This window comes from Crocinitomix catalasitica ATCC 23190, assembly GCF_000621625.1.
GTDB lineage: Bacteria > Bacteroidota > Bacteroidia > Flavobacteriales_D > Crocinitomicaceae > Crocinitomix > Crocinitomix catalasitica.
The window spans coordinates 16,860-33,274 of record NZ_JHXV01000008.1; the positions used below are offsets into that span (position 1 = coordinate 16,860).

At 34.2% G+C, this 16,415-nt stretch carries 12 protein-coding genes; all 12 read left to right on the forward strand.

Annotation, left to right across the window (positions count from 1 at the left end):
* Window positions 1–18 precede the first annotated feature (18 nt).
* The 12 genes from T367_RS0105995 to T367_RS0106050 all read left to right on the forward strand — a co-directional run bounded on the left by T367_RS0105995 (window position 19) and on the right by T367_RS0106050 (window position 16,414).
* The gene (locus tag T367_RS0105995) at window positions 19–1,371 is read left to right on the forward strand and encodes a sigma-54-dependent transcriptional regulator (RefSeq protein ID WP_027419024.1); all 1,353 of its coding nucleotides are present in this window, start codon (window positions 19–21) and stop codon (window positions 1,369–1,371) included.
* A 10-nt stretch (window positions 1,372–1,381) separates the two neighbouring features.
* Window positions 1,382–1,918 carry a heme NO-binding domain-containing protein gene (locus T367_RS0106000; protein WP_027419025.1) on the forward strand — a complete coding sequence of 179 codons (537 nt, stop codon included), beginning with the start codon at window positions 1,382–1,384 and terminating at the stop codon, window positions 1,916–1,918.
* Between the two features lie 2 nt (window positions 1,919–1,920).
* The gene (locus T367_RS0106005) at window positions 1,921–4,746 is read left to right on the forward strand and encodes a PAS domain-containing hybrid sensor histidine kinase/response regulator (protein ID WP_027419026.1); all 2,826 of its coding nucleotides are present in this window, start codon (window positions 1,921–1,923) and stop codon (window positions 4,744–4,746) included.
* A gap of 138 nt (window positions 4,747–4,884) precedes the next feature.
* Window positions 4,885–5,289: a hypothetical protein gene (locus T367_RS0106010; RefSeq protein ID WP_027419027.1), complete on the forward strand. Its 405-nt coding sequence runs from the start codon at window positions 4,885–4,887 to the stop codon at window positions 5,287–5,289.
* A gap of 4 nt (window positions 5,290–5,293) precedes the next feature.
* Window positions 5,294–5,725: a response regulator gene (locus T367_RS21580; protein WP_169736031.1), complete on the forward strand. Its 432-nt coding sequence runs from the start codon at window positions 5,294–5,296 to the stop codon at window positions 5,723–5,725.
* Window positions 5,726–5,744: 19 nt separating this feature from the next.
* Entirely contained in the window at window positions 5,745–6,473 is a 729-nt protein-coding gene (locus tag T367_RS0106020; RefSeq protein WP_027419028.1) for a polysaccharide biosynthesis/export family protein, read from the forward strand.
* 10 nt (window positions 6,474–6,483) lie between these two features.
* Window positions 6,484–8,763 (forward strand): exopolysaccharide transport family protein, encoded by a 2,280-nt coding sequence (locus T367_RS0106025; RefSeq protein WP_027419029.1) that lies wholly within the window; start codon window positions 6,484–6,486, stop codon window positions 8,761–8,763.
* On the forward strand, window positions 8,753–9,979 hold the full coding sequence (locus tag T367_RS0106030) for a lipopolysaccharide biosynthesis protein (protein ID WP_027419030.1): 1,227 nt from the start codon (window positions 8,753–8,755) through the stop codon (window positions 9,977–9,979). Before T367_RS0106025 ends, T367_RS0106030 begins: the two co-directional genes overlap by 11 nt.
* Complete coding sequence (locus T367_RS0106035; protein WP_027419031.1) at window positions 9,970–11,082, forward strand: glycosyltransferase; 1,113 nt, start codon at window positions 9,970–9,972, stop codon at window positions 11,080–11,082. Before T367_RS0106030 ends, T367_RS0106035 begins: the two co-directional genes overlap by 10 nt.
* Window positions 11,069–12,355, forward strand: coding sequence for an O-antigen ligase family protein (locus tag T367_RS0106040; protein WP_027419032.1), 1,287 nt, complete (start codon window positions 11,069–11,071; stop codon window positions 12,353–12,355). Before T367_RS0106035 ends, T367_RS0106040 begins: the two co-directional genes overlap by 14 nt.
* Window positions 12,356–12,503: 148 nt before the next feature.
* Window positions 12,504–15,170 (forward strand): nucleoside/nucleotide kinase family protein, encoded by a 2,667-nt coding sequence (locus T367_RS0106045; RefSeq protein ID WP_157454141.1) that lies wholly within the window; start codon window positions 12,504–12,506, stop codon window positions 15,168–15,170.
* 2 nt (window positions 15,171–15,172) lie between these two features.
* On the forward strand, window positions 15,173–16,414 hold the full coding sequence (locus T367_RS0106050; protein ID WP_027419034.1) for a glycosyltransferase family 4 protein: 1,242 nt from the start codon (window positions 15,173–15,175) through the stop codon (window positions 16,412–16,414).
* The last annotated feature ends 1 nt before the right edge of the window (window position 16,415 follow it).

Sequence of the window (16,415 nt, forward strand, 5' to 3'; positions counted from 1 at the left end):
TTGACCCGAAATTAGATTATGAGTGATTATAGAATTGTAATAATTGAAGATGATAGATGGTACGCTGAAGTGCTAAAACATCATCTTGAATTAAATCCCGAATACCTTGTTAAATGGTATGAGGATGGTTTAACTTTCCTGAATAAGGTTAAAATTGAACCCAATTTAATTTGTTTAGATTACTCAATGCCAGGTTTAAAAGGGGATGAAATGTTGAGCAAGATTAAAGCCAAATTTCCCAATACAGAAGTCATTATAATTTCTGGTCAAGAAGATGTTGCAACGGCCGTTTTATTATTAAAACTTGGGGCATACGATTATATTATTAAAGACGAGGATACGACTACTAGATTGTGGAATACTGTCCTTAAAGTTAAAGAGAAAGATGCCTTAAAGTCTGAATTGAAGACCTTAAAAGCAGAAGTTCAATCGAAATTTGCGCCTAAAAATGCATTTATCGGAGAGAGCGCTGAAATGCAGTCTGTTTTTAAGATGATAGAAAAGGCAGCAAATGCAGATATAACGGTCTCCATAACTGGCGAAACAGGAACAGGTAAAGAGGTTGTTGCTAAATCCATTCATTATAATTCTCCAAAAAAAGATAAACCATTTGTTGCTGTTAATGTTACTGCCATTCCTAGGGATTTGGTGGAGAGTGAATTGTTTGGCCACGAAAAAGGCGCTTTTACAGGAGCTGCCACGCGAAGAATTGGGAAATTTGAAGAAGCGAATAATGGTACTTTATTCTTAGATGAAATTGGTGAAATGGACTTGAATATGCAGGCCAAATTACTGAGAGCATTGCAAGAAAAAGAAATTATTCGTGTTGGTGGTACGCAAAAAGTAAAATTGAACCTGCGGGTTGTAGTCGCAACGCATAAAAATTTATTGCAAGAGGTTAAAGCAGGAAACTTTAGACAAGATTTGTATTATCGTCTTCTTGGTTTACCAATCGAATTGCCGCCTTTGAGAGATAGGGGGAAGGATATCGTTTTAATAGCCGAATTTTTTCTTGAAGATTTTTGTAAGAAGAATGGCAAACCAATTCAAAAATTAAGTCCCTCAGCTGAGAAGAAATTGTTGGCTTATTCATTCCCGGGAAATGTGCGAGAGCTAAAAGCTTTGATTGAATTAAGTTCTGTAATGACGGAAGGTGATGTAATTGATGCAACTGATATTATGTTGCATACAAGTGGTGGTGATTTAGGTGATTTATTGGATGTTGAAAGGACTTTAAAAGATTATACGAATAAAATTGTACAACATTACCTGAATAAATTTAATGGGAATGTTATCAAAGCAGCAGCTGCATTAGATGTCGGTAAGTCAACGATTTATCGAATGATTCAAGCGAATGAAATTAAAGCTTAAAGAGTAGATTATGAAAGGAATTGTATTCACTGAATTTTTAGAACTTGTAGAGGAAAAATTCGGACTAAAAACCGTGCAAGAAATTATCGACAGCTGTAATTTGGCAACAAACGGTGTATATACTGCTGTTGGAACCTATAATCATAAAGAAATGTTTGAGATGGTTGAAAAACTATCCGAACTGAAAAGTATACCTGTTCCAGACTTATTGACCGAATATGGACGATTTTTCTTCAAGGTTTTAAGCGTGAACTATCCGCAATTCATGGATAAAAATGATTTGTTTACTTTCCTCAATTCCATTGACGGTTATATTCATCCAGAGGTATTAAAACTCTATCCTGATGCAGAATTACCACGTTTTACAGCTGCCCTGAAAGGTAATGATGAAATGCAACTAATTTATGAATCATCCAGAAAAATGGCACACTTTGCAATTGGACTGATTCTCGGAGCATCTGCTTATTATAAAGAGGAAATGGAAGTCGCGATTGTGAAGGAAGAAGAAGGAGGAAAAAAAGTAATAATAAGTCTTCAAAGAAAATAGTTTTGGAGGACGATATAAAATATTATAAACTCGCACTCGCAAGGGAAAAAGCTGCCCGTAAAGCAGCCGAAAAAATTCTTGAAGATAAAGCACTTGAATTGTACCAAGCGAATAATGAGTTAATCACAAGCAACGCCAATCTCGAAGAAACACTTGAGATACGAACAGCTCAAATCAAAGAGACAGAGAAAATGTATCGCCATTTGGTCGAATCGGCCAATGATATAATTTTTCAAACGGATATCAATGGTCATTTTACATTTGTAAATCATACCGGAGAACTCATTACGGGTCTTACTGTAAGTGAAATTATAGGAACGCATTATACGGCATTTGTCGATGAAGCTTTTCATGAGGGGATGGCCAAATTGTATCACAATCAAGTTGAAAATAATATAGAGAGCGCTTATTTTGAGTACAAATTAAAAACGAAGACTGAAGAAGAAATATGGTTGGGTCAGAATACACAACTCATCCATGAAAACAATAAACCTATAGGTTTTTTAGCGGTTTCAAGGAATATTACGGAGCGTGTTAAAAGTGATAATGAACTGCGTAGAAGTGAAGAGAAGTACAAGAAAATGTTTGAAGGCGCATTCGATGGAATGATGCGTGTCGATGTCAATGGAAATTTCGTTGAATGGAATTCGAAAATGATAAAAATGTTAGGGTATACGAATGAGGAGTTGAGCGCTATGTCAGTTCAACAAATTATACATCCCGATGACGCAGAAAAGTCGAAAGCGTATTTTGAAAAATTGAAAAAAGAAGGTTATTATACCAATTATAACGGTCGCATTATAAGTAAGAATAACCGCATAATAAATGTTGAAGTGAATTCGACTGCAACTTATGAAAACGGTGAGATATCAGGTTCAATTGATAATGTCAGAGATGTTAGTGAAAGGGTGACAATTGAAGATGCGATTATTTATAGCGAAGAAAAATATAGAAGTATTCTCGAAAATCTAGAATTAGGCTTGTTAGAGGTTGATGTAGAAGAGAATATTACAAAGGTTTACCCTTCTTTCTGCGCCATGACAGGTTATAAAAAGGAAGATTTAATAGGGAAAAATCACAGCCAATTTTTATTGCATCCTGATTCGCCTGAAAAAATGGAAGCGCAAGAGATCAATAGAGGAGAAAGTGAAGCTTCAGTATACGAGGTCCAGATTAAAAAGAAAGATGGTTCCTATACATGGGTAATTATGAGTGGTGCGCCTTTTAAAAATAGAAATGGAAAAATTATTGGAGCAATAGCCATTCATCTTGATATCTCTTCACGTAAAAGAATTGAACAAGACTTGAAACAAGCCAATCGATTGGCGGAAGAGTCTTCTAAAGCGAAAGAGCTTTTCTTGGCAAATATGAGTCATGAAATTCGAACGCCTTTGAATGCAGTTATTGGATTGTCGGGTCTCTTAAGAGATACGGATTTAAATGATGTACAAACGGCTTTTGCGTCCAATATTTACAATGCAGGGCAAGGATTGCTTTTATTGGTGAATGATATTTTGGATCTCTCTAAAATAGCAAGTGGTAAGCTCGAATTGAATATGGAATCCTTCGATTTAAGGCAAACAATGTCTACCATTATTTCATCATCGGCATACTTAGCCGAAGAGAAGGGGCTTCAGATTAGTTTGAATATTCAAGATGATTTATCTGATTATTATAAAGGTGATGAATTAAAATTGACTCAAATTTTAACCAACCTGGTCAATAATGCTGTTAAATTCACTGCCAAAGGTCTGGTTGAAATTCGAATTGAAAAAATAGCCGACGAAAACGAACTACATACGCTTAAATTCCAAGTAATAGATACGGGTAAAGGGATTGCTCCAGATGCACTTTTGTCTATTTTTGAAGATTTTAATCAAGAAGATAATACGATATCAAAAGTATTTGGTGGTACTGGATTGGGACTAAGTATTTGTAAAAAATTAGTTGCTTTTCTAGGTGGTGATATTTATGTCGAATCGACTTTGGGAGCAGGCTCAATATTTACAGTTATACTGGGATTCGAACCGATTCAACAATATGATTTAATTGAAGAGTCTGTTGATTTTGAAGATGAATTGAATTGGGAAAATGTTAAGATTTTAACCGTCGAGGACAATCATTTAAATCAGTTTGTACTTAAAGAAACACTTAAAAGATGGAATGCCTCAACCGATATCGCTGAAAACGGAGAGGAAGCGATTGAAATTCTTTTAGAAAAAAATTACGATATCATTTTAATGGATATGCAGATGCCGATAATGGACGGTTTTGCAGCAACAAACATCATACGAAGGGAGTTGAAATCATCTGTTCCGATCATTGCTTTTACAGCAAATGCGCTTTCTAATGAAAAGGAAAGATGCTTGGCGATCGGAATGAATGATTATATCTCAAAACCATTTAAAGAACAAGAATTGAAAGAGAAAATATCTAGACAACTTAAATTAAATGTAGAGTCAGAAAAATACATTTTATCTAAAGAAGTAGGTAAAGAAAATACAGATTCAACCATCTTTACAGTAAATAGGTTGTTTGAAATGTCTCGGGGTAATAGTGAATTTGTGAATAAGTTACTCGATATTTTTATTGAAGATGGCGAACTTTCAATAGCAAAAATGAGAACAGAACAAGATGCAGATCTCCTCGGTAAATTGGCACATAAAATAAAACCGTCAATCGATTATTTGTCGAATGTTCACATGAAAGACCTCGTTCGAAAAATTGAACAAATGGATTTCGTTCAATCTCCTGAATTATTAGATGCCTTTTTAGAAGGGTTAGGAGATATAATCGCAGCAGCTAAAAATCATTTAAAGCAATCATAGCCAAATCTTTCGCTCCAGAAATTAGAAAAATGTCCCATATTGGGAATGATTTAAGTGTAGGTTTGGAATTCTACTTCTGGTAATCAGTTACTTATCTTGTTGGCACAATATCAGCCTATGTCGATGTAAACAATCGATATGCAAGAGTTAAAAATTTTCAGTAACAATAGTTTTACCCAAGAATTTTGGGAATTAAAAACTGATCTTGAAGGAAGCGTAGTTCGTTTACCAATTGATCTAGACCAAATCTTAGCGGAAATCGCGCAAGATGAACATTACTTAATCATTGATTTCTATTTTGACGATTTATTAAACCATCAAAAAAACGTGATGATTTATGCAATCAAACATCAAGTTTTAGAATCGGGTTATACTAAACGTGTCATTATACTAAGCCAATTATTTGCTGATGGACATCAAATTCTTGCGGATACAACGCAATTGAATGGGGTAAACTTTTCGGGTAAATTCTTAGATGAATTAGTTAAAATTTCGAATCAAATCAAGATTAATAATCACAAAAATGATGCAAAAAGAGCTTAATCAAATGGAAAGAATATTCATCGTAGACGACAACCAATTTTACACCAATATTGTTGAAGCTAAATTGAGAGAAATTAGCGGTTATACAATTGAGAAGTATTTAACAGGTCAGGATTGTATTAATAACGCTTTTAAACAGCCTGAGATAATTTTTCTAGATTATCATTTGGGTGATACCAACGGGTTTGAGGTTTTGAAAGAAATCAAATCAACCTATCCAGATATTCATGTTGTAATGTTGTCTGGTCAAACAGAAATGAAGGTTGCAATTAATTCATTGCGATTCGGTGCTACTGATTATTTGCTGAAGGATACAGATGATACAGAAATAAGATTGAAAAAAATTGTGCAAGACTGTCAGCAAATTTCAAATGCTCGTAAAAAAATTAAGTTGGTTGCTAAAAGTAAATTCCGCGGATTATTCTTAGGACTTTAAGCTTCAAAAAACGATACCCATGAAAACATTAATTGTCCTTATAACGACTTTAGTTTTAATTTCAAGTTGCAAGACTGAGCAGATTTTTAAAGCTTCAAAATATAAAGAATCTGATTCTTTACAATTCGAATTGTTAACGCATAATTATCAGCATATTCTCTCGCCAGACGACAAGTTGTCTGTGAGTATATGGAACCATGACGATTTAAGTATCGGATCGGTTTATAGTATTTACAATACAAATGAGGCATTTGGAAAATGGGTATTGATTGAATCGGATTCTACCGCTGCAATTCCTTATATGGGCACCACAATTGTTGGTGGCATGTCGCTAAATCAAGCAGAGGAATTAATAAAAGATAGTTTAGGGACTTACATTAAGAATCCCATCGTTGAATTGCGGGTGTTAAATAGAGAGGTGACGATGCTAGGTGAGTTGAATGCTCCAGGGAATTATCTTTTAGAAAAAGAAATTTCAACCTTAGTTGAGTATTTAGGAAAAGCTCAAGGTCTTACATATTATGCCAATACCAAAAAAGTTCAGATCATTCGAAATGAGATCTCTTATACAGTGGATCTTCGAAAATTGAAAGAATTTTCAACCAAAAACATTTTTTTACAAGCTGGCGATATCATATATATTCCAGCGAAACGCGGAAAAAATTTAGTAATGAAAGCGCCCGTTTTGATTCCATTCGCCTCTTTAATTACTTCGTTGGGTGTACTAATTTCTGTATTGCCAGAATAAAACAAGCGCTATGAAAGAATTGCAACGCATAAAACGATTGATTATTCCTTTGCTTAAAGGCTTGCCGATTATTATTGGATGTTTGATCGTGAGTTTATTGATTGCACGTAAAGCAATTCAATACAGTACACCGAAATACCAAAGTATGTCTAAAATTAAATTGGATGATAGAAAATATGGGATGTCGGGGAATAATTTATACGAGGACTTTGATGTGTTCTCTTCGGAAAATAAAATTGAAACAGAAGCTGAGATTTTAAAATCGCCAATGCTAATTGGTAAAACGGTTGATGCTTTAAGAATGGATGTGTTAGTAGCACGTGTAGGTTCAATTAAAACATCTTGTCTTTATAAAGACAACCCTTTTATTTTTGAATTTGAACGTGAAGGATCAAATTTATTGGATAAAAAATTCTTAATCGAAGTGAATCAAGCTGATTTTAAAGTGTTAAATGAGGAAAAGGAAAGTTTAACACAAGGTAAAATTGGTCAAAAGTTTATGTTGAATGGTGAGGAAATGACGATTCTATTGAATGCCGATATATTAGCTAAAAAGGATTTAGAAATAAATGGCCTTTTTAGCTTCGAGTTTAAATCGAGAAATAAATGGATTTCATTTATTAATGAACGATTGGATGTGAAGGCAGTGGATAAAGAAATTCCTGTAATTCGTGTCGTTATTACATCTGAAGATGCGCAATTATCAGCTGACTTTGCTACTAAATTATGTGAAGTATATGTAGATGATTATATCTATACAAAATCGGTTGCAGCAACAAAAACACTTTCGTTTATTGATGAACGAATGAGCGAATTACAAAAAGTACTAAGTGTTTCAGAAAACAAATTAGAAGGATATAAGAAATCGCACGATGTAGTGAATACATTGCAAGAAACTGAAACAGGTCTGCGTGATATCTCTAAATTAAAATTGCAATTGATCAATCTAGAAATGGAAGAAGAGTCGATAATAGAATTGGAAGGCTACATTTCAAATGGTGATTATTACGAGAAAACAGCCATTAATTTTGGGTTTGGAGACTTATTATTAACAGAGTTGGTTAAGAAATTGAAATTGTATACGGATGAGAAGAGAGATTTGTCAATGAAGTATACCGAGAATGATATGCGTTTAATCAATGTACAAGAAAAAATTGACGATATCGAGGATTATGTGAAGGAAGCAATCGTTCAAAACAAAAGAAATATACAAACCAAAAAAGCGGAAATTGAAAGTTCAATTGATGAAATGAGCGGTCAATTCGCACATATTCCAACAAGAGAAAAGGAATTGCGAATTTTGGAACGCGATTTTCAAATCAACGAATCTGTTTATACTTTTTTAGCACAGAAAAAATTAGAAGCACAAATTGCATCTTCGGCTTTAATGTCATTCCACCGTATCATTCAACCTGCCACACCTGCTACAGAACCTGTTTCGCCGAATAAAGTGTTGATCACTTTTGTCTGTGGATTCTTAGGGCTTTTTGGCGGAATTTTAATTGTCTTCGGATCGAAAGCAGTAAGTGGTAAGATTCACAATAAAGTTGATATCGAAAAATTAACGGCAACACCATTTGCTGGAATTATCACAAAAACAAAAGATTTAGCAGTGCGCAAAAAGGATTTTATCGCTTTGGCTACGACTTTTAAAATGAAACAAAAGGGTGAGAAGTTAACCATGACGGTAACTTCTGCCGCAAGGAACGAAGGGAAGTCCTTTTTTGTAGAAAATATCGCACAAACTTTCCAAAGTATGGGGTATAATGTCGCAATACTAGATGTAAATCCAATGAATGCGAATTTTATCAATGATGCAGACTTTATTTTACAGGACTTATTGCAAAATGGAACCGCGAAATTTAAAGCAGCTCCTTTAATTCAAAATGGAATTTATACACTTGCTATTGATCCACAAAGAGAGGATGCAAATCTTGTTCTTGCGCATAAAAAAATGGATGCCGTAATGGACGATATTCAATCTAAATTTGATATCGTATTAATTGATACACCAGGCTCAATAATTTCTTCTGAAGCGCTTTCAATGTTGAAATATTCGAAGCTTTGTGTATACATGATGCGGACCAAAGTGACCAACGCAGAGTATGTGCCAAATGTAGATGTTATTCAAGAAGATTTTAATTTTAATGCAATGCAAATTGTCTTAAATGGAGCGCATAAGTCCACAAGTTTTTCAGGGAATTTTAATGGAGCGCAATTGCATTACCGTGAGGTGCCAAAAGGGATTTGGAATAAATTGAAATATTACTTTGCGACGTATGCTAAATAAGGGAAAAAAAATATTGCCCTTGGCTGATCAGCTGATTGTAAGTGGTGCTAATTTCACATTAGGTATTCTTATTACAAGGAATATTGGTGTGGAAGGGTATGGAGAATTTACCATGTTTTGGATAATTTTCCTTTTTTTACACGGCTTATTTAATGCCTTTATCGGTTTACCAGCGCAAGTATTATCGAATTCTCAACCGAATAAAACAGAATATTTGACGCGAAACAATCACTTGGCGACAGTTTTGTTATTGATCATTTTACCCCTGTTGTATTTGGGGTTCTATGTGTATACAACTTGGTTTAATATTGAATTGTCGAATGGGATCGTATTGTTCCCGCTTGTAATTGTGCTTTATGTTAAGCAGGAAGTGAATCGTAAATATTTTTATGCGAAAGAGAAGATTCAAAAAGTAGTGACTATTGATGCTGTGACCTATCTAAGTCAAATTCTTGGAATTTTCATCCTTTCACTACAAGGTGAGCTTACGCTGTATACAATTTTGATTGTGATGACTGGCGCTGCTGTTCTCGGGCAAATCACCTTTTATTTAATTAAAGAGAAAGCAACGACTTCATTTAGTTTTTATCAAATGCCTGTTCGAGTAAATTGGCAATATGCAAAGTACTTAATTGGAACATCATTATTGCAGTGGTTTTCAGGAAATATCATGTTAACCATGGCGGCTAGTTTGATAGGGTTGAGTGCAGTAGGTGCGGTTCGAATTTTACAGAATATTATGGGTGTGCTGCATGTGCTATTCTTAACGTTAGAAAATGTTGTGCCTGTTAAAGCATCTTTTTTATTGTCAAATCACAGCAGCGTACACATGTTTACTTATTTAAAGAAAGTAACATTGTTTGCTGGATTTCTTTACGCAATTTTATTGCTAGTGATTTCGTTTTTTGGAGCTGAAATCATTGCGTTCTTATACGGCTCAACTTATCTAACATATCTCAACGCATTTTACATGTTTATTGGGGTGTATATTTTGGTGTTTGTCAATACCATTTTACAGATACTAATTAAAACTTTACAATTAAATAGTGGGATTTTTAAAGCATATATTCTCTCATCAATTACATCGTTGATCATTGCTTATCCATTGCTGATGAACTTCGGAGTTTATGGTATTGTATTGGGATTTGGAATACTTCAAATTGTGAATATATCAATGTATCTATTAACAATTAAACGCGATAAATTATGGGCCTAAAAATAATACATATTGGTTTGGGTAAAGCCAATCCTAATCGATTGAATGGTGTCAATAAGGTGATTGATAGTATCGCTTCTGCTCAATCAAAATTAGGGTTTGATGTTTCTTATTGGGGATTGACGAATAATCTTTATCACGATTATCCAGCGCGGAATTATAAAACAAATTTATATTTGGATACAGGTTGGTTTCAAATGAATTCTTCAATTAGAGCGGCTGTTCAAAAAATAAAAAAAGGGGAGACAATTATTCATTTTCATGGGGGATTTATTCCTCAATTTGTGAAAATAGCACGTTATTTAACGAAATTAAATATTCCTTATTTTTTCACTCCACATGGCGCCTATAATTTAATAGCACTCAAAAAGTCTAGCATTAAAAAAAAGGTATTCATTCAGTTTTGTGAGAAAAGTATCGTGAACAATGCTGTTGGTACTCAGATTTTAGGGCCGTCCGAATTGGAAGGTTTGAATAAGTATTTTAAAACGAATGAGGTGTTGGTGCCGAATGGACAAAAAATGTACGGGCATTTAAAACAATCTAAAGAGGCTGAAAGTATCTTGAAAATTGGATTTATCGGTCGAATTGATATACGTACTAAAGGATTAGATGTCTTTTTGAAAGGGATTAAAGTCTTTGTAGAAAAAACGCCCATAATTGTAGAGGTGATTGGTGCTGGAGGAGAAGAGAAATTATTTAAAAAAATGGTCGCTGATTATGGGTTGCAAGATGCGATTATATTTAAAGGAGCTTTGTTTGGTGATGAAAAATTAAAACAAATTGCAACTTGGGATGCATTGTGTTTACTTTCTCGTAATGAAGGCATGCCAGGTGTAGTGCTTGAAGCTGGAAGTGTAGGTGTGCCCGTTATTGTAACTGAACAAACCAATATGGGTGATTATTTGCGTAAATATGACGCGGGCTGGATATTGGACGCGCCAAACGTAACTGATTTTGTGGCGGCTTTAAACGAATTGAAAAGTAAGAAGCAAAGCGGTGAGATAAAAAGGTTAGAGAATAATATTGAAGAGATGGTCGCAACCGAGTTCGATTGGAATAATATAGCAAATACTTTGTTGGCATCTTATGTTAAAAGATAGGGAACCATATCTTATTCGAAATATTGGCGGCATACTAAGTTTGGTATTGTTCATTAAAATTGCGGGTTATTTTTCTATTACGGATATTAAAATAATCACACAAATATTTAAGGTGATTTTACGTGTGGGAATGACATTAACTGTCATCCTAATTTTAAGAAAACTCAAGTCTTACGGATGTGTAAATATTTTGCAATTGAAGAATTCGATGGGGCTTATCTTATACGTTTTGTATTTGATTCTTGGATTTGCTTCTTTTGCTTGGTCAACTGATCCAAAATATTCGGCATTACAATGGTTTATGACCTTCGAGAGTTTTGTGTTTGTTTATTACTTTTTTGTTGTTGTTTATACCGTTAATATCTTTTATCCGCATAAGAAAATTAACCTCGTTCAACTTTTTGTCAAGTCAATTTTCCCCATTATTCTCATCTTTATTATCGGTTCTTTTGTGCTGCCTGATTTCTTTTACCGTGAAATGAGAGGCGGGGAAGAGATTCGTTTGGGAGGTTGGATTATGAATCCAAATGAATTGGGGATGTTGGCTAGTATGTTGGGAGCATTGGCTTATGTTTATTTAATTGATGTGAAGGGTAAACAAAAAATATTTCCGATCCTTGCAATGATCGGTGCCTTGGTTATTCTTTTATTGACTTCTAGCCGCTCTTCATTAATTGGTTTTCTGCTCATAATTGGTTTGTTAATCTTTAAATCTGAGAATAAAAAATTAAAAATTGCCCTTTTCGCTATGATGATTATTGTCGCTCCACTGGCTATCAATATGATCATTTTTAAAGATGGTGGAGGTGTCGAAGAGGTGATGAGTATGACCGGTAGATTGCCGTTTTGGACTGCGCTATTGAATGAAGGTATTATCAAAGAACCATTTTTTGGCTATGGTTTTATGCGGATTAATTATACTGATTATTTTCAAGGATTGAATACCTATCCGGGTAAAATGACCCACAATACTTTTATGCAAGTGCTAATGAATTTAGGATTTGTAGGCTTGTTTATCGCGCTGTTTCAGGTGATTTTTACCATCCGGAATTTTTTTATTAATAAAGGGAATGATTATGGCCATTTCTTTATCGCAATGGTGATTCCTGTAATGATCAATTCTTTTACGGAATTCGGCATATTCGGAGACGCCAATTATGGTATTCTTTTCTGGCAATTCCTTATCTTCTTGTTCTTGTTTGAAAAAAGAACATTCTTAACTTCCATTGAAAAAGCATGGATGAGCAAATTCAACCACAACGTATTGAGCTAAGGTATGATTAAGAGTCTCCCAGAATGGGAAATTTGATTCTTTTTAGGATAAACCGTCTCATTGTATATTTTTTAAATCGCTTAAAACCAGTGAAGTAATTTCATGGCATGTTTATTACAAAGGTCTAGGAAAATCAAAAATGATGACCATGCTTAATTTTAAACGCGCTATAAAGTATTCTGATTTAATTGCAATTGCAAAATTGCTTTCAATTGATCCAATAGATATCTATACTTTCGATCCTTATGGGAAAATTGAATGGGATATGGATGAACAGTTCGCTACAACCATTTCAGATGTTAAAATACTTTTCAATTTTGGAGATGAATTGATGCGGTTTAAGGAATTCGAATTATCTGACTTTGACCATATCATCGATTTTAGTGAAAAGATGATCAGTGCGCCTCACAAATCGTATCAATTGAATTTAATTCAGGCGCCGAATGGTCACGCGCGCTATATTTTTCAAAAAGGTGATCGATCAATGCGTGTTTTAGATTTTTTACCAAGCATATCACTCAAAGCAAAAATTAAAAAGGGTCTTCTTAAAACGGTTTTGAAATTGAATAAAGTGAATTGGGTGGGCAAGTCTTTTCAATTATTAAGTACAGTGAAGCCTTATTTTATTGAGCAGACTGAAAATGTAATGCATGATTCATTTGCTGTCTTTTTAGGAACACCCGGTCATCACAGGAAACCAGTTGTACAAGTGAGTACAAAAGGGGTGGCAACGAATTATTTAAAATTAGCCAATTCCACTCAAACATACAATTGTATTGAAGCAGAGAAAATTAATTTAAAACGATTGTCTAATCTGGACTTGAAACAAATGAATATTCCAATTACAAACATGAATCAATCAGCTGGTATTTTAATCCAAAAAGCTATTGATCGTTCGAATAAAACTAATTCTTCAACGCTAACAGAACAACATATTGAAGCTGTTTTAGAATTGACTGAAGTGAGTTTGAAATATAAAAAATTAAGTGAAACTGATTTTTATGAAGATGTGGTTGAGCAAATGTATACACTGAAGGGAATTAAGTCTGAAAATTTATTCAATTTAAGTGCAAAATTAAATGCTTTAAAAACGAATATTTACCGCCATCAATATGTTTATACTGCCATCAATCATGGTGATTTTACACCGTGGAATGTAGCTGTTGGTGAAGATGTTTTGCAAGTGTTTGATTGGGAAATGACAAGGTTTGATGCGCCGGTTTTATACGATTTGTTCCATTTTATTTATCAATCAGAATTATTGGTGAATAGAAATGGTTTGCGTGGTGTTGAAAAGGAAATTAAACGCATGTTCAACCATCCACAGATTAAAGATTTTACATTTAAACACAAGGTCAATATTGAACGCTGTCATCAGCTGTATTTATTAGATGTAATCGGAAAGAATATCATTCTTTTTGACCAACAAGGCAATTTAAGTTTGGACCATATCGAACTGTTAAATGGTTGGCAAGAAGCACTGTCTAATTTTAATTTTCCAAATTTAGAAACGGATTGTCGTAGAGAATTTCTTATCGAATTTCAAGCAGATTTATTACCGAAAAATTATGTGGCTTTAAAATACTTTTTAAATCAATTTAGTGACTTGCCGTTGAATTCAGATTTGGATTTTGCTATAGCCAAAGATGAAATTGAATCGGTTTTGAAGTTTGTTAAAAGTCATGAACTAGTGGCTAAATGTGTTATTGTAAAGAAATCATTCATGAGCACTGCTCAAATTCATTTTATCAATGGTGCATTTTTAAGTGTTGATTTGATTCATGATTTTGTTAGGAAAGGGAGAAGGTATTTAAATTGTTTATCTGTTCTCTATCACTCTCGTTTAGTCAATGGAGTGAGACTTCCTGCACTTGTGCATGACTTGGCGTATACCCAACATTTTTACACCCTAAATAAAACAGCAATGCCGCTCAAATATCAACAAATATTTGCTGAAGCTTTATTTCAAGAAGGCGCAATTAATGGCTATCTCGATATGTTTAGAAATAATTACGATCTCAGGGCAACTAATATCTTTGAAACTTTCGATTTTAGTACAGAAAAACTAATTCAAACAAAACGATTTTTAATGTATCAATTCAACCGCAATATATTCAAGGGTTTCTATAGAAAACTACAATATTTAAATGATTTACGCATTGATATAACCGCAAATCGTGGTTTTATGGTCACTTTTTCAGGTGTAGATGGTGCAGGTAAAACAACCATTATCTCTGAAGTTAAACAACAGTTCGAACAGAAATATAGAAAAAAGGTGGTATTGTTGCGTCACCGACCGGGTATTCTTCCAATTCTAAGTGCTGCAAAATATGGAGGGAAAAAAAATGCTGAAGAAAGAGCGGGAACGCAATTGCCTAGGAAAGGAACGAATAAGAGTACATTGTCTTCTTTCTTGCGCTTCAGTTATTATTATACCGATTATATATTGGGCCAATTTTACGTCTATTTTAAATATATACTGAAAGGCAAAGTGGTGATTTACGATCGATATTATTTCGATTTTATTAATGACGCAAAACGATCGAATATTCAATTGAACCGACGATTTACGAAATACTTATACCGCCTAATTTACAAAGCAGATTTTAATTTTTACCTCTACAATGATGCCGAAACTATTTTAAAAAGAAAACAAGAGTTAAATGCAGCGGATATCAATCAGCTTAACGAACGGTACAATACGCTTTTTGTCGACTTGAAATCTTCTCGGAATGAGATTTATATGCAAGTTAAAAATGATAAAAAGTCGGTTACCGTAGGAACAATTTTTAAAGCAATCAATAAAACAGCCTAATCATGACAAAACGTAAAAATGTATTATTGACGGCTTATGCAGTAAATCCTTTTAAAGGTTCTGAAGATGGCACGGGGTGGAATATTTCGTTAGAATTGGCCAAGTCACACAATGTTTTTGTAGTCACACGGAAGAACAATCAACCAGAGATTGATCGGTTTTTTAAAGAACAACCGGATCCCTTGCATAAGAACATGCAGTTTTACTATTACGACTTGCCAAAATGGGCTATGTTTTGGAAACATAAATTAGGTGAAAGAGGTTATGTTTTGTACTTCTACCTCTGGCAAATGTTCCTCCCGTTATTTGTTAAAATGAAAGGAATAAAACCTGATTTGTCGCATGCTGTAAATTTTCACAGTGATAGTCATCCTCAATTTTTATGGATGCTCGGAAAACCTGTTTTTTGGGGGCCAATCGGACATCACCCTCCAGTGCCAAAGGATTTTATTGCACCTGTTTATAGTCGGAAGAATTATATGAAAGATAGAATGTATAATGCCGTCAAATTTGTGATGCGGAATGCTGATCCTTTTTATTATATCTCTAAATGGACGGCTAAAAGAATCTTTGTTATCAATTCTGGAATCAATGATGCGGTTCGTGCAAATCAAAATAAAATTATTGTTCTACCTGCTGTGGCGAATGAGAAAGTACCAGTAATGGAAGAGGTCAAAAAGGAAGAATTTACGCTACTCAGTATTGGTCGATTTGTTTATATGAAAGGTTTTGATGTGACAATAAGGGGTTTTGCAAAATTTTATCATCAGCTAAAGCCAGCCCAGCGCGATCATGTTAAATTGAAATTAGTGGGTAAAGGTGAGGAGCTAGCAACAATGCAACAATTAATTCGTGAAGAAGGTATTGAAAGTGTTACTGAAATTATTAAATGGGTAGACAAATCAGAAATGGATGCGATTTATCGTTCTGCCTCTGTCTTTTTATTCGGTTCGCACGAAGGTGCTGGCATGGTGGTTCCCGAAGCATTAAGTTATGGATTGCCTGTGGTTTGTTTTGATAATTATGGTCCAGGTGAATTGTGTGACGATTCATGTGCCATCAGAATTCCTTATGGTAAATACAACCAGTCAATTGTCGATTTTAGTCGCGCAATTAAAGTGCTTTATGAAGATAAAGAGATGTACAATTCTCATGCTGAAAATGCGATAAAATACGCAGCTAAAAATTTCCAATGGTCATCAAAAGCTGATGTGATCAGCAAAGCATACGCATTAATAAAATAAT